At 36.2% G+C, this 19,058-nt stretch carries 16 protein-coding genes; 12 read left to right on the top strand and 4 right to left on the bottom strand.

Going from position 1 to position 19,058, the window contains the following annotated elements:
- Nucleotides 1-26: 26 nt before the first annotated feature.
- The 7 genes from gucD to POF52_RS06320 all read left to right on the top strand — a co-directional run bounded on the left by gucD (nt 27) and on the right by POF52_RS06320 (nt 9,952).
- Nucleotides 27-1,493, top strand: a complete 1,467-nt coding sequence (gene gucD, locus POF52_RS06350; protein ID WP_271992167.1) for an alpha-ketoglutaric semialdehyde dehydrogenase GucD — start codon at nt 27-29, stop codon at nt 1,491-1,493.
- Between the two features lie 102 nt (nt 1,494-1,595).
- Entirely contained in the window at nt 1,596-2,900 is a 1,305-nt protein-coding gene (locus POF52_RS06345; RefSeq protein WP_271991012.1) for an MFS transporter, read from the top strand.
- Nucleotides 2,901-3,208: 308 nt separating this feature from the next.
- Nucleotides 3,209-4,129 carry a dihydrodipicolinate synthase family protein gene (locus tag POF52_RS06340; protein WP_271991009.1) on the top strand — a complete coding sequence of 307 codons (921 nt, stop codon included), beginning with the start codon at nt 3,209-3,211 and terminating at the stop codon, nt 4,127-4,129.
- Between the two features lie 119 nt (nt 4,130-4,248).
- Entirely contained in the window at nt 4,249-6,237 is a 1,989-nt protein-coding gene (locus tag POF52_RS06335) for a YjhG/YagF family D-xylonate dehydratase (protein ID WP_271991006.1), read from the top strand.
- Between the two features lie 201 nt (nt 6,238-6,438).
- A complete protein-coding gene (locus tag POF52_RS06330; protein ID WP_271991003.1) occupies nt 6,439-7,893 on the top strand; it encodes a GntP family permease in 1,455 nt (484 codons plus the stop codon).
- Between the two features lie 341 nt (nt 7,894-8,234).
- Nucleotides 8,235-9,497, top strand: coding sequence for a glycosyl hydrolase family 18 protein (locus POF52_RS06325; protein ID WP_074897238.1), 1,263 nt, complete (start codon nt 8,235-8,237; stop codon nt 9,495-9,497).
- 119 nt (nt 9,498-9,616) lie between these two features.
- Nucleotides 9,617-9,952, top strand: coding sequence for a L,D-transpeptidase (locus POF52_RS06320; protein ID WP_013082624.1), 336 nt, complete (start codon nt 9,617-9,619; stop codon nt 9,950-9,952).
- Nucleotides 9,953-10,099: 147 nt separating this feature from the next.
- On the opposite strand, the gene POF52_RS06315 is transcribed toward POF52_RS06320, so the two are convergent.
- The 3 genes from POF52_RS06315 to lgt form a co-directional block, all read right to left on the bottom strand.
- Nucleotides 10,100-11,059, bottom strand: coding sequence for an aldolase catalytic domain-containing protein (locus POF52_RS06315; RefSeq protein ID WP_271990994.1), 960 nt, complete (start codon nt 11,057-11,059; stop codon nt 10,100-10,102).
- 476 nt (nt 11,060-11,535) lie between these two features.
- A complete protein-coding gene (locus POF52_RS06310; protein WP_013082626.1) occupies nt 11,536-12,582 on the bottom strand; it encodes a YeiH family protein in 1,047 nt (348 codons plus the stop codon).
- Nucleotides 12,583-12,863: 281 nt separating this feature from the next.
- The gene (lgt, locus tag POF52_RS06305) at nt 12,864-13,679 is read right to left on the bottom strand and encodes a prolipoprotein diacylglyceryl transferase (protein WP_176583667.1); all 816 of its coding nucleotides are present in this window, start codon (nt 13,677-13,679) and stop codon (nt 12,864-12,866) included.
- A 428-nt stretch (nt 13,680-14,107) separates the two neighbouring features.
- Between lgt and POF52_RS06300 the strand changes: the two genes are divergently transcribed.
- The 3 genes from POF52_RS06300 to POF52_RS06290 all read left to right on the top strand — a co-directional run bounded on the left by POF52_RS06300 (nt 14,108) and on the right by POF52_RS06290 (nt 16,666).
- Complete coding sequence (locus POF52_RS06300) at nt 14,108-14,926, top strand: mechanosensitive ion channel family protein (RefSeq protein WP_176583666.1); 819 nt, start codon at nt 14,108-14,110, stop codon at nt 14,924-14,926.
- A 226-nt stretch (nt 14,927-15,152) separates the two neighbouring features.
- Nucleotides 15,153-15,914, top strand: a complete 762-nt coding sequence (locus POF52_RS06295) for a class I SAM-dependent methyltransferase (RefSeq protein ID WP_271990986.1) — start codon at nt 15,153-15,155, stop codon at nt 15,912-15,914.
- Between the two features lie 278 nt (nt 15,915-16,192).
- Nucleotides 16,193-16,666: a hypothetical protein gene (locus tag POF52_RS06290; RefSeq protein WP_034653014.1), complete on the top strand. Its 474-nt coding sequence runs from the start codon at nt 16,193-16,195 to the stop codon at nt 16,664-16,666.
- A 214-nt stretch (nt 16,667-16,880) separates the two neighbouring features.
- Here POF52_RS06290 and POF52_RS06285 read toward each other — a convergent pair whose 3' ends face one another.
- Nucleotides 16,881-17,255 carry a winged helix-turn-helix transcriptional regulator gene (locus POF52_RS06285; protein ID WP_271990977.1) on the bottom strand — a complete coding sequence of 125 codons (375 nt, stop codon included), beginning with the start codon at nt 17,253-17,255 and terminating at the stop codon, nt 16,881-16,883.
- Between the two features lie 102 nt (nt 17,256-17,357).
- Between POF52_RS06285 and POF52_RS06280 the strand changes: the two genes are divergently transcribed.
- Both POF52_RS06280 and POF52_RS06275 read left to right on the top strand, forming a co-directional pair.
- The gene (locus tag POF52_RS06280; RefSeq protein WP_271990974.1) at nt 17,358-18,017 is read left to right on the top strand and encodes an MBL fold metallo-hydrolase; all 660 of its coding nucleotides are present in this window, start codon (nt 17,358-17,360) and stop codon (nt 18,015-18,017) included.
- A gap of 11 nt (nt 18,018-18,028) precedes the next feature.
- The gene (locus POF52_RS06275; RefSeq protein WP_176583663.1) at nt 18,029-18,835 is read left to right on the top strand and encodes a carbon-nitrogen family hydrolase; all 807 of its coding nucleotides are present in this window, start codon (nt 18,029-18,031) and stop codon (nt 18,833-18,835) included.
- The last annotated feature ends 223 nt before the right edge of the window (nt 18,836-19,058 follow it).

Raw genomic sequence — 19,058 nt, 5'->3', positions numbered from 1 at the left:
ATTCAGATAATATGGAGGGAAATATGATGAATATAACAACAGAAGAGAAAATGTATTTAAACTATATTGATGGAGAATGGGTAACGGGTTCTGTGGAGCAAGTGGATAGCAGCACCAATCCTGCTAATCGACATGATGTAGTCGGTTATGTACAGCATTCTGAAAAAGAAGATTTAGATCACGCTGTTGCTTCTGCAAAAAAAGCTCAGGTTTCCTGGAATAAACTGTCCGGGGCTGCTCGTGGTGAATATTTGTATAAAGTAGCAAATATGCTTGAGCAGCGCCTAGATGAAATAGCAAAGACAATGACCCGCGAGATGGGAAAAACATTTCCAGAAGCAAAAGGTGAAACTGCAAGAGGGGTCGCAATTCTTCGCTACTATGCAGGAGAAGGTCTAAGAAAAGTGGGAGATGTCCTACCTTCAACAGACTCTGAAGCATTTATGTACACAACCCGTGCTCCTCTTGGGGTAGTGGGTGTTATTACACCTTGGAATTTCCCAGTAGCTATTCCTATTTGGAAGATTGCTCCTGCTCTTATTTATGGAAATACTGTTATTTTGAAGCCAGCTCGAGAAGCAGCAGTTACTGCTGCAAAAGTTATGGAATGTTTTGCAGAGGCAGGTTTGCCACGTGGTGTGATTAATATGGTAACGGGTTCTGGTTCTGTTATCGGACAAGGTATTATTGATCATCCAGATATTAATGGGATTACGTTTACAGGGTCTGATGCAGTCGGTAAACAAGTTGGTTTAGGCGCACTAAAACGTGGTGCAAAATATCAATTAGAGATGGGCGGGAAAAATCCAGTTATCGTTGCTAACGATGCCGATATTGAACAAGCAGTAGAGGCAACTATTAGTGGAGGATTGCGTTCCACTGGACAAAAATGTACAGCTACAAGTCGTGTAATTGTACAAAGTAAAATTTATGATGAGTTTAAAGAAAAGCTGATTGAACAAGTGAAAGAAATAAAAGTTGGAAATGGCCTTGAAAAAGATGTTTGGATGGGGCCTTGTGCAAGTGAAGACCAGCTTAACACGGTACTTGCCTACGTAGAAAAAGGTGTTGAAGAAGGGGCTTCGTTAGCTTATGGTGGTAAACGTCTAGATGAAGGGAATTTGGCTGATGGTTTCTATATGGAGCCTACTATATTCGAAAACGTGACTAGTGGTATGACTATCGCTCAAGAGGAAATCTTTGGTCCAGTACTTGCCCTTATGAAAGTTGAAATGTTAGAAGAAGCACTGAATGTTGCAAATGATGTAAAGTTTGGACTGAGTGCTTCCATTTTCACGAAATCAATTGGGCGTATGCTTTCATTCGTAAATGAGATGGATGCTGGTCTTGTGCGTATCAATGCAGAATCTGCCGGGGTAGAATTACAAGCACCATTCGGAGGAATGAAACAATCTAGCTCTCACTCTCGTGAACAAGGTCAAGCTGCAATTGAATTCTTTACTTCTATTAAAACAGTATTTGTAAAACCGTAACTCCATTCTTTAATCATTGTATGAAATTAAATAATGATAAGGAGGTGCATAACTATCACTTCGTTTGTTTTCATCTATTTTAATTGATTAGGAGATAAACAAATGCAAATTGAAACTAAAGAGCCCGTGCTTTCTACTGCACCAAAAAAAAATTGGAGATGGACGGTTGTAATCTGGTTAATTATAGGTGGGTTTATCAACTACCTAGATAGGGCAAATCTATCCATTGCTGCTCCGCAAATGATGAAAGAGTTACATTTAACAAAAACAGATATAGGACTTTTAGGTACAGTTTTTTCATGGTCTTATGCTTTAATGCAACTTCCTGCTGGTTGGCTAATTGATCGTTTTGGCACAAAAAAGATATATTCAATTGCAGTTTTGTGGTGGAGTGGAGCTACATTTATGATGGGACTCTTTAATAAGCTACCTTCATTTATTATTGTAAGGTTACTACTAGGGGCTGGTGAAGCACCTTGCTGGCCAACAGGTGCAAAAATAACATCTTATTGGTTTCCAAAAAAAGAAAGAGGATTTGCAACAGGCCTCTGGGATTCGTCATCGAAATGGGGTCCTGCTATTGCTCCTCCTCTTTTAGTCGCAATCATGTTGGCTTTTGGATGGAGATCATTATTTTATATTACCGGTATTGCAGGAGTGTTATTTAGTATTGCTTTTTGGATTTTTTATAAAAACCCTGAACATAGCAGAAAACTTTCTAAAGAAGAATTCGAATATATTCAATCAGAAGGTGCTGGCTTTGAGGAAAACCTAGTAAATTCAAAAATTAAATGGAGATCGTTATTTAAATACAAAACTGTTTGGGGAATGATTTTAGGATTCTTCTGTACCATTTGGATTTGGAATATCTTCTTAGTCTTCCTTCCTCTATATCTCGTTGAAGTGCATGGGGTTACGCTTCAAGAGCTAGGCATTTATGCAAGTATCCCGTGGGTGGGTGGAATATTTGGTGCTATTTTTGGAGGGTATCTTACAAAAAAACTAGTAGATAAGGGCATAACTTCTCCAGTTAAGGCAAAACGTGCGCTAATTAGTATCTGTGCTATATTAGCTGCTATTGTAGTGATTTTTGTTCCTTTTGTGGATAGTCTTGCTATAAAAATTACTTTATTCACACTAGCACTTTGTTTTATTTCCGCAATTACAGGAAGTGCTTGGGCTCTTGCTGGTGATATTGCCCCTCCTTCTATGGTTGCATCTGTAGGCGCTATACAAAACTTTGGAGGTTATTTTGGAGGTGCACTCTCACCCTTTATAGCAGGTTTAATTGTAGATAAGACTGGATCTTACTCTCTTGCCTTCATATCAGGTGGTATTATTGCAGGATGTGCAGCACTTTGTTATTGGTTTTTAGTGAAAAACCCTATTCAAGAGAGAGTAGAATAATAAAATGACTATAAATAATGTGATATTAAGGAGGCTAAGCAAAGATTTATAATAACATTGCTTAGCCAATAATAACTAAATTATTATTAGGTTAATTAAAGCATTTAAAAAGAAACAATTCTAGCTACTACACGTATCTAAAGAGACCCTTTATTAGAAGAAAGTCAATTCTTAACAAATAGAAGATATAGTAATCTCTTATATCTTTTTGCCAAAATACAAAAAAATTATATTTAAACAATTAAGTTAAGTTTTTATATGAGCTTAAAAAATTTGTTTTTATTAAATTTTAAAAGGATGGAAATATAATGAAAAAAACAACAAGGTTTCATGGGGTAATTCCGCCTGTCTCTACAATAGTAGATCAAAATGAATGCTTAGATGAAAAAGGAATGAAAAATTTAATTGACTTTCTAATTGAGTCTAAAGTAAATGGGCTATTTTTTTTAGGGTCGGGCGGAGAATTTAGTCAAATGTCAACTTCTTTAAGGAAGAAAGTAGCAGAATTTGCAGTTCAGTATGTAAATGGACGTTTGCCAGTTTTAATTGGCACTGGAACTCCAAGCACCAAAGAGACTATCTCACTAAGTATGCATGCAAAAGAAATAGGGGCGGACGGAATCGTAGTTATTAACCCATATTACTGGCCGTTATCTGAGGACAATCTCTTTCAGCATTTTGCTCAAATTGCTGAAAAAGTAGATATGCCCACCCTTTTATATAATTTCCCAGCATTAACAGGCCAAGATTTATCGCCAGAATTTGTTCTTAAATTAGTCAAATCTTATCCTAATGTTGTAGGCATTAAAGAAACCGTTGATGCAGTCTCTCATACAAGGGAAATGATTTTAACTGTAAAAGCTGCCCATCCTGATTTCGCTGTTTTCTCAGGATACGATGATCATTTTTTAAACACGTTATCTCTTGGTGGAGATGGCTCCATTCCCGGCACTGCAAATTTTGCACCAGAGCTTTCTGTAAATATTTATCAATCTTTTATGGAAAAAGACTATGCTCGCGCAATTGAATCACATCGTCTATTGTCAGGTTTATTATCCTTATATCAAATAGATAAGCCTTTTGTAAGTGTAATTAAAGAAGCTCTTTCTTTAAGGGGGATAAAAGTTTCTACAAACATGATCGCTCCAGCTCGCGAACTTAGTGAAAGAAAGAAGGAACAAGTAGAACAAATACTAGGCCAGGCACTAGGGACAGAAAAATTTTCATAAATTATTAATGAAAGATGTTGTTTTCGAGGAACCTATATTCTCCAATTAATAGAAAATAGTATGAGCAACATAAAAATATATCTTTTTTTATAAAAAATCTTATTAACGGAGGAATACATATGTCATTGCAATCCATATTTGGCGAAGAGGATGTATCTCTTTATAAAATTCAAACTCATTCGAAGGGAGCAGAAGGTTCACTCCCACTTACACCCGAAATGTTGCTAGATTCACCAAGTGGTGACCTTTTTGGATTATCACAAAATGTTGGTATGGGCTGGGCACCTTCAAATCTACTTGGAAAACAAGTTCTAATTCTCGGTACTCAAGGTGGAATCAGGAATCATGATGGTACTCCAATTGCATTAGGCTATCATACTGGGCATTGGGAAATAGGTTTATTAATGAAGGCATCAGCCCAAGAGATCAGTAGACAAGGTGGCGTGCCCTTCGCAGGATTCGTAAGCGATCCATGTGATGGGCGCTCCCAAGGAACTGCTGGTATGTTTGATTCCCTTCCTTTTCGAAATGACGCGGCTATAGTTTATCGAAGATTAATTCGCTCACTGCCTACTCGCAGAGCAGTTATTGGAGTAGCTACATGTGATAAAGGTCTTCCAGCAATGATGGTAGCTCTGGCATCAATGCATGACTTGCCAACTATCATTGTCCCTGGAGGTGTTACTCTTCCACCTACAAATGGAGAAGATGCAGGGAAGATTCAAACAATTGGGGCAAGATACGCAAACAACGAAATTACTTTGCAAGAAGCTGCTGACCTTGGATGTCGTGCTTGTGCTACACCGGGAGGAGGATGCCAATTTCTTGGGACAGCTGGTACCTCTCAAGTTGTTGCGGAAGCAATTGGAATGGCTTTACCCCACTCAGCGCTAGCACCTTCAGGCCAGTCAGTATGGATGGAGATGGCTAAGCAATCAGCACGTGCGGCTTTAGAAATGGAGAAGAAAAAGATTTTCACCAAAGATATAATTACAGATAAAGCTATAGAGAATGCTATGGTCATTCATGCAGCTTTCGGGGGTTCAACAAATTTATTACTTCATATTCCAGCAATTGCTCATGCAGCTAATTGTAAGATACCTAACGTTGAAGATTGGACTAGAATCAATAAAAAAGTTCCTCGTTTGGTCGATGTACTACCAAATGGTCCTGTAGGCCATACAACTGTTAAGGTATTCTTAGCAGGGGGAGTACCGGAGGTGATGCTTCATTTGAGAAAATTAGGTGTCTTGCATGAAGATGTACTAACAGTTACTGGAGAAACTCTTGGTTCAAACCTCGATTGGTGGGAAAAATCAGAAAGACGTGCAATTATGAAAAAACAATTGTTAGAAGCTGATGGAATCAATCCTGATGATATTATTATGGATCCAGCCAAAGCAAAAGAAAAAGGTCTAACTTCTACAGTTACATTCCCGAAAGGAAATATTGCCCCTGAAGGATCAGTAATTAAATCAACTTCTATTGATCCATCTGTGGTAGGAGAAGATGGGGTATATCGACATATAGGAAAAGCAAAGGTCTTTACTTCAGAAAAAGCAGCCATAAAATCGATTAAAACAGGAGGCATAGAAGCAGGAGATATAATGGTGGTTATGGGCGGTGGTCCTTCAGGAACCGGAATGGAGGAAACATATCAATTAACATCGGCACTAAAACATTTGTCTTTTGGAAAACATGTCTCCTTACTTACAGACGCGCGTTTCTCTGGTGTCTCTACTGGTGCATGTATCGGACATATTGGACCTGAGGCATTAGCTGGGGGACCAATTGGAAAATTGCGTGATGGAGACATAATTGAAATCATTATTGACCGTAATCAATTAGTGGGTTCAGTTAATTTTGTTGGAACTGAGAATACGAGACTTTCTTTAGAAAAAGCAACTAAAGTCCTGCAAGAACGTGACCTTCATCCAGAACTAAAACCGGATCCGGGTCTTCCAGATGATACTCGTTTGTGGGCTGCGCTTCAATCGGTTAGTGGAGGAACGTGGCGTGGAAATATCTATGACACAGATCGAATTATTGAGGTTCTAAAAGCAGGCGTAGAAGCATTAGACAAAGAAAAAACATTAGTACAGAATTAACCTATTAATATTAATTTAAAAATATTTATGGCCTTAATTGAAAGCGTTTACCAAAGGGCGTTTTTTCGAATAATTGTACTTTATGACTAGTAAACAAAATAGCATAAGCGTCCTAGAGTTACTTACTAATTAAAATATAAAGTTAGTGTTTCAATAAGTGGAGCAAGTAAAAATATTTTAATTATTTTTTGGAGGTATATCATGCCATTATTTATAGTAGCGATTGGGATTATTCTGTTGCTAATTTTGATTACTGGATTTAAATTAAATACATTTGTTTCATTGATAATTGTATCTTTTGTTGTATCTTTAGCACTTGGAATGCCTATGGAAAAGGTTGTCACATCCATTGAAGCTGGATTAGGAGGTACACTTGGTCATATAGCTTTAATATTTGGGCTTGGTGCAATGCTTGGGAGATTAATTGCTGACGCAGGGGGAGCTCAGCGTATCGCCATGACTCTAATTAACAAATTTGGAGAAAAAAGAATTCAGTGGGCTGTTGTAGTTGCTTCGTTTATTGTAGGTATAGCTTTATTTTTTGAAGTAGGATTAGTTTTATTAATCCCAATTGTATTTTCGATTGCGAAAGAATTAAGAGCCTCTATCTTGCACTTAGGTATTCCTATGGCTGCAGCTTTATTAGCAACTCATAGTTTCCTTCCCCCACACCCAGGACCAACAGTCATAGCTGGTGAGTATGGTGCTGACATTGGATTAGTTTTACTCTACGGTATTATTGTTGCAATACCAACCGTCATTATAGCAGGTCCTTTATATACTAAGATGGCTAAAAAAATTGTACCTGATGCATTCAAGAAGACGGGTAATATAGCTTCTTTAGGTGAACAAAAAACATTCAAACTTAACGAAACACCAGGTTTCGGCATAAGCGTATTAACTGCAATGTTTCCTGTTTTATTAATGTCTATATCTACAATTCTAGATATGATTCAAAAATCAGTAGGATTTGAAGATGATACAACGATTGAAATAATTCGTCTTATAGGAAACCCTTCATCTGCAATGTTAATATCTTTAATTCTTGCATTTTATACAATGGGAATAGCAAGAAATACTCCTATAAAAGAAGTTATGAACTCTTGTACATCATCAATCGCTGCAATTGGTATGATGCTATTAATTATTGGAGGTGGGGGTGCCTTCAAACAAGTACTAATTGATGGTGGTGTAGGAGATTATGTAGCAGAATTGTTTAAAGGAACTTCAATGTCACCTATCATACTTGCTTGGGTAGTTGCTGCGCTATTACGTATCTCTTTAGGATCAGCCACAGTTGCGGCTATATCCACTGCAGGATTAGTTATTCCAATGCTGTCTCAATACGATGCTAATTTAGCCCTAGTCACTCTTGCAACGGGAGCGGGAAGTGCAATTTGCTCACATGTTAATGATGCAGGATTTTGGATGATTAAAGAATATTTTGGATTAAGTATGAAAGAAACATTTTCAACATGGACAATACTTTCCACTATTACTTCCATAGCCGGATTAGGGTTCATTTTGTTATTAGACGCATCCTTAATTATCTCAATGATATTAACAGTTTTTATTAGCATAGTAGCAATATATTTCAGTATTTTTTACCAACCTTTCAAGCAACCCAAAGATAAAAACGATGTTTTGGATGTATAAAGGCACAGAGTCTTCAAGAAAATAAAAGGCTAAAAAGGCAGCCACATATGTGGCTGCCTTTTTAGCAGAATTGTACAACTAGACTATACTTTTAATTACCTTTACTTTATGATCCAATATCAGTTGTTATACTAGTTTTGCTCATATTCAATATTTCTCTGTGTAGAAGGAATAATCCATCGTTTTCTTGTAGGTAAGGAAACCGTTTGGATTGTTTTATAAATGCCTGCCTCTTTATGTTATATAAACAAACAATACTCATATACATTTATTGAATGGCTTCTTTAAACTTGTCACGAAATAAAACATAATTCGATAAAGAGTACACAGGAGGAGAAAACATGTTTGTTCATATAGTTCAACCTGGTGATACCCTGTCTTCAATAAGCAGTAGATATGATTATCCCATTGCGCAGCTTAGGAGGGTAAATGGGTTAGAAGAAACAAATATTGTTCCAGGTCAAGCCTTACTTATAGCTTCTTATGTATACACAGTTCAACCTGGTGATACGATGAGGAGTATTGCTAAAAAAGCTTATGTATCCTTAGAACAATTAAAAAGAGCGAATCCTTCAGTCCATTATAATTATTTGCAGGTGGGAATGAAAATGAAAATCCCTAATATATCAGACTATATTGCAGGTACACTGGAGTATTATGCCGTTCGAAATCCAGAATTAGATCGCGATTTAATTACTGATTTTGCAACTTATTCCTCGTCCATTTCTATCTTTGAATATCATTTTGGCAGCAATGGAGATATTATGAATGATTTAAACGATTTAGTAGCAATTGAAACGACTTGGAAAAACCGAGTTACACCGTTAGTTACGATTACTAATCTAACTTCTGAAGGGTTTAGTTCTGATCTTGCCCATCAAGTTTTAAATAATCCTCAAGCAAGAAACAATCTTGTTAATAATATTTTTTATTTAGTATCTAGAAAAGGCTACGGCGGGGTGAATATTGATTTTGAACGTGTAAAGGCCGAGGATAGAGATTTTTTTACAGGATTTTTACGTCAGCTGGGTGAACGTTTAAAACCTGCCGGATACGTGCTGACCATAGCGGTTCCAGCGAAGACAAGCGAAGATATTCCTTGGTTAAAAGGATATGATTACGGAGGAATAGGTGCCGTTGTTAACTATATGTTCATTATGGCATATGATTGGCATCATGCAGGCAGCGAACCAGGGCCTGTTGCACCTATTACTGAAGTAAAAAAAACAATAGAATTTGCGATAAAAAGTGTTCCGCGAAGAAAACTTATCATTGGAGTCCCTTTGTATGGATATAACTGGTCAATTCCTTACAAGCCCGGCACAGTAGCATCTGCTATATCCAATCAAGATGCGATTAAAACAGCGATGAAATATCAGTCTCCCATCCAATATTCTAAGGAGTATAAATCACCATTTTTTCAGTATAGAGATCAAGCGGGACAGATGCACGAAGTATGGTTTGAAGATGTAAGAAGCATGAGTGAAAAAATGGTATTAGTTCGTAAATTTGGTTTGCAAGCAATAGGAGCTTGGCAATTAACACTTGGATTTACGCCAGGGCCTTGGCTTTTAAAGAAATTTTTCACTATTAGAACGGTATAAATAGCACTAATTTTTATGAATCAATTTAGATATTTTTCAGTTAACAGTTATTCGATATACGTGGTTAACAATAAAAAAATTCTATTTATAGTAACTTATAAGAGATTGGAGGCAGTGCTATGGCAAAAAGGATAGATGTCTCAATAAAGCAGCATCAATTAAAACTATATGATGGAGCTAAATTAGTAAAGACATATCCTATTGCTGTAGGGAAAATGATCACTCCAACTCCAACTGGAAAATTTAAAATTATTAATAAAGATACTACCCCTCCAGCTGTATTTGGTCCCTTATGGATGGGACTTTCAAAACCTACATATGGAATACATGGGACTAATGATCCAGCTTCTATTGGCAGAGATATGTCACATGGATGTGTCAGAATGGACAATGAAGATATTCTAGAACTTTCCTCTGTAGTTCCCATTGGAACGCCGGTTTACATACATAAATAATAGTTTAAGAAGAGTGTGACTGTTTACATTTAGCTAATTGTCGAGATCGAGGGTATCAAAGTTTAAGTAGATGCTATACAATCACGGGCTCTTTGTACGTAAACAAAAAAGTACCCCGATTAACAGAGGTACTTTTAGCATTTTAACTTATTTTGATGCTGGAGACGTAGTAACTTCTGGAGACGTTACTTTGTCATAAAAATCTACGAATTTGTCACGATCCTCGCTATCACGGTAAGCCATAGCAACACGTGGATGTTCATTCAGTGCACCAGAAATCATGTAAGGAATGATATAGCCCCATTCCCACTTTTGACGCATTTCAAGCATATGTTTTTCAATTACGCCAAGAATCGGCTTCATCTCATAGCTTGGTTTTGGGATGTAGCTAACAAGCAGCTCTGTGTTACAGTTACCAGCTGCACGGCCCATACCATAAACAGATGAATCAAGGAATGTAACTCCATTACGCATCGCAGTTAATGTATTAGCAAAAGCTAGCTGCATGTTGTTATGCGTATGGATCCCAAGCTGTTTGCTAGGAATCATGGCTTGAAACTTTTTTACTTGATGCTCAATATCCGCAGGGTCTAGGCTTCCAAAGGAGTCAACGATATATACAACATCTACAGGGCTTTTCTTTACCATTTCAAATGCTTCAATAAGCTGATTTTCCGGTACGCTAGACAGTGCCATAATGTTAAGTGAAGTCTCATAGCCCAAATCGTGAAACATTTTTATAAGCTCTAAGCCTTTATCTACTTCGCGAATATAGCATGCCACTCGAATCATATCTAACATACTTTGTTCACGCGGCAGAATGTCGTTTGCATCTACGCGCCCAATATCTACTAAGGCAGATAGCTTCGTAAACTTTTTCTCAGGGATAATTTCTTTGAGAAAGTTATCGTCAAGAAATCTCCATGGATTGGGCTCGGTTGCTTGAAGAAGCTTAGGTGAATTTTTATAACCAATCTCCATATATTCAACGCCGGCTGCGCTTAGGCCGTTATATAAGTCTTGCACAAATTCAACACTAAAATCCCAATTATTAATTAAACCTCCGTCACGAATGGTACAGTCTATAATTTTGCTATTATGTCCCATGGTAGTTGTTTCCTCCTATGTATTCTATTTATATAAATATTGTTTTAAACTTTATCGCTTTTATGCTTTTAAGTGCTAAACTCTCCTATTGTGTTTATACCATGACTGATTCAGAGGCGTCAATGTATTTTCTAAATGTTTCACTGCTTTACTGCATTTCATGGTAGGAGATGCTTCGGCTTTTTATCCGCTTGATGCTCTTAAAACAACACCAAGTTCAGCACTACAACCCCTAGTATATACAAACACAACCTTTATTACATCACTACTTACTGCAATAAAGATTGTTTTTTAAGTGAAACTGTTTATTAGGGAGGGAACTGCCATTAGTATCTAGGTTATAGGTTTAGATTGCTCTATAATTAATCCATAAATTTGGGAAGAAATTTAAAACCTGAGAAATAAGAAACTTTTTTCGCATTAACAGTTGCATAGGAAATATTAGTTGTTACTTAATCATTTTAATTTACTTGTCTTTACATCGTCCAAAACGTAAGAAATGATAAGAGTATAGAGGTAATAAACATCGCAATCAACGGCTTTAATGCTTTTGTTCGAAGAGCCTTCAAACTTACATTTAACCCTAGCCCGACCATAGCCATTGTTAAAAGAAAGGTAGTTAGAGTTGAAATATCATTCATGATCGTCTTAGGTATTATAAGGTGCTTACCAACGACATAACTCCCAAAAATACTCATGATTATAAAACCTATTAAAAACCAAGGGAATTCAATCTTGGTATCCTTTTCAATTTTTCCTGTTCGCTTCATCCAGTACATTAAGATAAAGCTTAATGGCACAAGTAAGAGCACTCTGCCTAACTTAGCCAACAGTCCAATAGCTAGAGCATCGCGTCCAGACGGTGCTGCAGCTAGAGCTACATGGGCAATTTCATGGAGACCTACGCCTGACCAAATTCCATATTGAATATTTGTTAAATGTATATAAGGTCTTAAAATGGTATATCCAATCGCAAATAGGGTTCCCACTAAAGCAATAACACCAGCTCCGATAGCAGTATCTTCTTCTTTTGCTTTTACAATCGGAGAAACAGCCGCAATAGCTGCAGCACCGCATATTCCTGTTCCTATCCCTAAAAGAAGGGATAAACCACTATCAGCCTTCATCCATTTGGCTAGAAAAACCGTTAAAACAATCGCAAATACAGCCGTTCCCACATCGCGAAGTAACAATCCTAACCCGTGATGAATAACAACATCAATATTAAGCTTTAGGCCATATAAAATGATGGCATAGCGTAACAGCTTTTTAGAAGAAAATTCAATTCCAGATCTTATTTTTTCAGGGTATCCCCAAATTTGACGATAAATGACTGCCATTATAATTGAACAGGCTAGTGGACCAATATGATCGAACCCCGGGACTTTCGCTAAGCCATAAGCAAGTAAAGCAAAAAGAAAAGTAAAAGCAATTCCTTCAGCCCATAAAAAAACATTAGGTGACGTCTGGGCATTTGTTCGTGAGAATAGAGTCCGTTTTTGGGCTTTATTTATATTTAACATACATTTCATCTCCAATATGAATTCTTATCAAGTGCAGCTTCACACAAGAAGAGTATACTTTAACTATAAAAGAAGGTTTATTATTAGTAAAATATATATAAATCATAATTTAGATTAAAAATATTAATAATTAATGCGTAAAAGCAGCAAGTTGATTTTCAGATTCACTGAAAATCAACTTGCTGCTTTTATTGGTTTTTTATTTCTCATTACACGTTTTGATATCTGAAACATAATCCATCAACTACTAATTTTACAAAACCGCATAAAAATATCGGTTCTTATGAGAGAAAGACAGCCTTACTAGTTGCTAAGCCTTTTTTGCGTCTATACCATAGCAGAATCAAGCTGCCTAGCACACAAAGGAAAGAAACTAATTGAGCTATTCTGATATGAGAGGTTAACATTAAGCTATCTGTACGCAGTCCTTCTATAAAAAATCTTCCTATCGAATACCATAGCAGGTAAGTAAGAAAGACTTCGCCTCTTTTTAACAAGGATTTTCTTAGTACGATTAGGACAAGCACACCTACTATGTTCCAAAGTGATTCATAGAGAAACGTAGGATGGTAGTAGGTTCCATTTATATACATTTGGTTAATAATAAAATCAGGCAAATGTAAAGCTTCTAAGAACTGACGTGTAACAGGTCCGCCATGTGCTTCTTGATTCATGAAGTTTCCCCACCGGCCAATAGCTTGGCCTAATAATAAGCTAGGAGCTAAAACATCAGCCATTTTCCAAAAAGAAAGATTCTTTTTTCTGCAAAACCATATAGCTGTTAATACAGAGCCAATAATTCCACCGTGAATAGCTATGCCTCCATGCCAAATTGCTATAATTTCGCCTAGGTGGTCTTTATAATAACTCCATTCAAAAAGTACGTAGTAAATTCGAGCAGTAATGATAGCAATGGGTAGTGCTAGCAGAAGTAAATCAGAGATGGTTTCTGAAGAGATCCCTTGTTTCTTTCCTTCTTTCGAGGCTAACAAGAAGCCTAAGAAAGCTCCTATTCCTATGATAATTCCATACCAATGGACTTCAAGTGGACCAAGATGGAAGGCGATAGAGCTTAAAGGTTGTGTGTGTTGGTTCATGTCTTTTCTCCTTTACTTCATATCGGTTTTCTTACATTTTTTAAGAGCAGTATTAAATTAGAGTGCCTTTTTAGTATATCTAATTGGATAAAGAAAGGACAACTTTTCCTTAGGAACGATCATGATTTCTTTGCCTACTTTAGTGTAACAGAATAATCTCCTTAGAATAGTTAAAATTAAAATAGACAGTATATTGACTTAATTACCAAGATATAACGAAGAAAATTAGTCTATTAAAGTTCACCTTACCCCCTTTAATTTCAATTAATTGAGAGATTATCATCAATATACCGACCTTCAAGAAGCATAGATACCGCTTCTTTTTTTGATGAAACCGTGCTATTATCATTAAGGTTTATAAAGAACAAAAGATTTTTGTCTTTACGTACATTCTTTTGGTATAGTGTTAGAAATAAGGAGTGGGTAAGTTGGTTTTTACTGAATTTTTCCAGCAGTTTCCCGTAAAGGTTTTAACGGTAGGGCTGCTGATTGTACTTATCGTTTATTTTATTCGCAAATTCATTAAGCTTTTCTTTGATAAAACGAGCTTTTTAGATGAAAAACGAGAAGAGACGCTCATGCACTTTTCTAATCAGGTGACAAGGGTATTGGGGCTGGCTTTTTTCTTTATTTATGTGCTTAGCCATTTCTTTGACTTCGGAAAGATTCTCACTAGTTCGGTAGTGTTGGCCAGTGCCCTGGCAATAATCCTCCAGCATATTATCCGTGATTATATAATGGGACTGACTTACCTGTTTGAACGTCAGATCCATCACGGAGATTATGTTATTCTCAACGGAAACCGTCAAGGGAAAATAGAAGAAATTACTATGCGCTATTTAAAGATTCGCCAGTATGACGGCTACCTCTATACCGTTTCATATAGCAACATTACGGAACTTCAGAATGGAACCCGAGGAAGACGCCGGGTAAATGAAAGTCTTATTCTCAACTATAGACAAAATCCGGAAGATGCCTTCAAAGTAATGGAGCAAGTAGCACAAACATGTAACGAGAAATATGGCCAGTATTTGCTGAAAGATGTGAATGGAATTCCTATAGAGAGCTTTCAATTCAATCAAATTACTGAACTGAACGTAGATTTTAAAGGTCACCAATATTCAGTATCAGGCCTTGTGAAGGAAGCTGATTTTGTAGAAGCGGGTCAAAAGGTGAGATATGAACTCGCAATGGCTGCCTACAAAAATGATCTAATGATGGCTGAAAGCTTCGAGACAAGCGATTAAAAATAAAACTCGTATCTTATTTATATACAAGCTTTTATACTTAAGATAAAAACACCCTTTTAATTTTTTAAGAGGGTGTTTTTATTTTTAAAAATATCTATTAAGTACTTCTCCAGTACAGATTAATTATCTGAAACGGAAAAAATTAATTAGTATATCTAAATTATTCTTCTAGCGACATGGTAAAATTAAACAAAATACTAAAAGAGGTAAAGGGGGAGTAACTATGTCACAAAAAGCTAATTATACAAAAATCAACTCAAAAATGTGGGATGAGTGGGCTTCAGCTGGAGGAGAATGGTCATTAGCTATTAATCATCAAAATTTCGCAGATGCAACTCAAGGTATTTTTGATATTTACTTAACACCTTGTAAGCCTGTTCCACATAACTGGTTTATTCCATTTAAAAAAGCAAAAATATTGGGACTTGCTAGCGGAGGAGGACAGCAATGCCCAGTCTTTGCAGCACAGCATGCAGAAGTTACAGTGTTTGACTACTCTGATAAACAATTAGAATTAGAAAAAATGGTGTCCGCTAGAGAAGGCTATTCTATTGATTTAGTTAAAGGCGATATGAGTAAGACATTTCCCTTTGAAGATGAGAAGTTCGATATGATTTTTAATCCCGTATCAAGCTGCTATATTCAAGATGTTGAACACGTTTGGCAAGAATGTTTTAGAGTTCTTAAAAAAGGTGGCGTTCTGCTATCTGGCTTTGCAAACCCTACTCTCTATTTATTTGGAGAAGATGAGAAAGAATTACAAGTAGTTCATAAATTACCTTATGACGGAACTAAAAGTATGATAGAAAATGATGAAGAACTTCTAAAGGATGGCGGTGTACAGTTTAGTCATTCTTTAGAAACTCAAATTGGTGGACAGCTAAAAGCTGGGTTCACTCTACAAGATCTTTATGAAGATCATCACCACAAAGGGAAAATCACTGAATATATGCCTTGTTATCTGGCAACTAAATCCATTAAATAATAGTTGGTTATCATGTTGAATGAGTTACCTCAACTTTTTCCAATACGGCGTCATAGTAGAATAATGGCTCAAAAATGAGATGCCATGTTCACCGAGAGAAATGGCAGAAAAAGTGGGCGAGATTTTAGAAAAAAACTTATAAGCCTATTTTTGGTTGAACAGATGCTTCAAAAGAATGAAATGGTTTACCTCCTATTTTTAATTACAGTATTTTTTGTTTTAACGTGGAAAAAAAGGGTAAATATTCTAAGAATCACCTAAAAATAGGAGGAGATCAAATGAGAAAAGCGAAACAAGCTGTTGTAGCTTCTGCCGTAGGTTTAGCTGTGTTAGCGACGCCATTAGCTCTACCGAATTTAGGAGGTTCTGCAGGCTCCGCAGAAGCTGCAGAAGTTGGAGGAGACGTAACAGTTGATCCCGTAGCCATAGGACAAGCGATTGCAGATGCGGCTAAAACAGCCGACAATCGAAATGGTTTCGTCAAGGGAGCAATGGAAAAAGCATTCTTTGAATCAGGTCAACAATACAATGTAATGGTTATGAATTTGAGCCAAGGATATAATTCAGATCAATTACAAGGTGTTCAATATTTTGACACCGTAGATTATGATGGTATTACCTATGGTGTCTGGGTATTTGAAGAAGGAACATTTATTAATGAAGGCGATGGAGGTTATGATAACTGGGCTTTCAGAGGATGGTTTGAACGAACAGGAGATGACGAGAAAACAGTCAATTTTCATAGACCTTAATTAAAAATAGAGATAAAGATAACAAGAGATTCCCATTAGGGAAGAGCATAGGAAGAGCCTTTACCGCCATGGTAAAGGTTTTTCTCATTGAATAAGTTTGCATTTTCAAGTTAATATAGTTTCGCGGATACTACTTAATTAAGTACTTACATTATAAAAAAACAAGGCTTTATTAAAAAGAAGTAAAATATATTTAAGGAGTTTATTTAAAACGTTACAATTTTTTTAATTCTTCTTCCTGCTGACTTATATAAGCATTGCCCCACTTCTCTAAAGATTTTAGTATTGGAACAAAGCTTTCTCCAAGGTTTGTTAAATAATATAAAACCCTTTTAGGGTTATCGTTTGTTTCTTCTCTTTCAATCAATCCGTTTTTTTCCATATCCCTAAGCTGCAGTGTAAGGATACGCTGGGTAATACCCGGTATTTCACGGCGCATTGCATTATAATACATGGGTGATTTTGATAACAAAGATAAAATAATACCTTTCCATTTACCACCCATCATATGCATCGTTAACTCAATTGGACAAGCACGCTTTACAGTTAACGTACAAGGACCGTATTGATCACTTTTAAAGTCTGACATTTTTTCACCTCAATGGCTAGTAACAAAATTGTGCCTTCTTGTTACGTCTATTTTTTCTTACTAAACTTATATTATCAAATAAAACAAAAGAAGGTGCATCAATTGGAATTTGTCCAAATTTCTAGACATATTTACAAACTTACTTACAAAACTGTTGTGGGAATTCCTGTAAAAATTAATACATGGTACGTGCTAGATGGTGAGAGTGTTCATATCATTGATACAGGAATGAAAGACTATGCACATACTCAGTTAAATATAGCAAAATCTTTAGGTATCCCCAAAAGTATTTTACTCACACATGGCCATTTAGATCACATTAATGGCGCCAAGTATTTAAGAGATAATTTAAATATTCCTATTTACGCCCACGAAGTTGAAGTGCCTTTTATCAATGGCGAAAAACCATATCCAAATAAGGCAGAAAAGGAAACAACAGGGGTGGAACATCAAGTCGAAAGTCTAAGTAACAACATCATTAAAAAGTTACCTGTAGATGTGTATTTAACACCCGGTCATACACCAGGACATGTGATATACCATCATAAAGATGACAATGTGCTGCTAACTGGAGACTTATTCTTTTCTAATGCTGAATCCTTACATCCGCCGATTCGAAAGTTTACAGTTGATATGGGTGAAAATATTAATAGCGGACGAATTATAGATAAAATTAAACCTTCTATTATTTCTTCATCACATGGCGAAGATGTCAAATACAACTGTGATTTATATCCTATTTATAAATTTATATATGAATAAGAGGGAGAAAAATGAAAATACAATTATTTCAAACGGAGATTATAGAAGGTGAAGTTAAGCAAAACGAAAACCGCATTGAGTCCTTATTTGAAGAAAAGCTGCATATAGATACGGAGATTGTTGTGATACCTGAAATGTGGAATACAGGTTATGATTTAAAAAATGTAGCAGAAAAAGCAGATATTGATTTAAAGAGAACTTTTCCCTTTATTCAACGTTTAGCAATTAACCATCAAGTGAATATCATTGCAGGTTCAGTTTCAAATAAAAGAAATGAAAATATTTATAATACAGCCTTTGCTGTATCAAAAGCGGGTAAGCTGCTCTATCAAAAAGATAAGATACATCTCGTGCCGATGTTGGATGAACATCATTATTTAACAGGGGGAGATGAAGTCCCAGATGTCTTTGAGATTAACAATATCAAAGCCAGTCAAATTATATGCTATGATTTACGTTTTCCAGAAATCACACGCTACCCAACGTCTCAAGGTGCAAAAGTCATATTCTACGTTGCACAATGGACTACCAGAAATATAAACCATTGGAGAATACTATTGAGGGCAAGAGCTATAGAAAATTGTGTTTATGTCATTGCATGTAACAGCGTGGGAAAAGTGAGTAATGAAAATCATGTCGGCAACACATACGCAGGGCATTCAATGGTCATTGATCCAAATGGAAACATCGTAGAAGAGGGGGGAGATCAAGAAGAAATTATAACAGCGGAAATTCATATACAGAAAGTTACAGAACAACAAACATACATTCCAATATTTGAAAGCCTGAGACCGGATGTTTATAAGCATGCAGAATAGAAATTTGTATATCATCTCAAATTTGGATGTTATCAGACTATCTTATGAAGGTTTACTAAAAAAAGAGGAAATTTCACCTGAAAATACTATATTTTTTAAAATTAACATATGTATAAAAGGTGCACTTCTTATACATTAGTTTCTCATCCACCTACTGAGAAAACGTTGATCAGTCAACAATGTATAAAAAGCTGCATACTCCGGAAAAAGGACCCTTGGACTA

The organism is Priestia sp. AB (assembly GCF_028369225.1).
GTDB lineage: Bacteria > Bacillota > Bacilli > Bacillales > Bacillaceae_H > Priestia > Priestia megaterium.
Note: the sequence above shows the minus strand (reverse complement) of the source record. Positions and strands in the feature narration are given on the sequence as shown.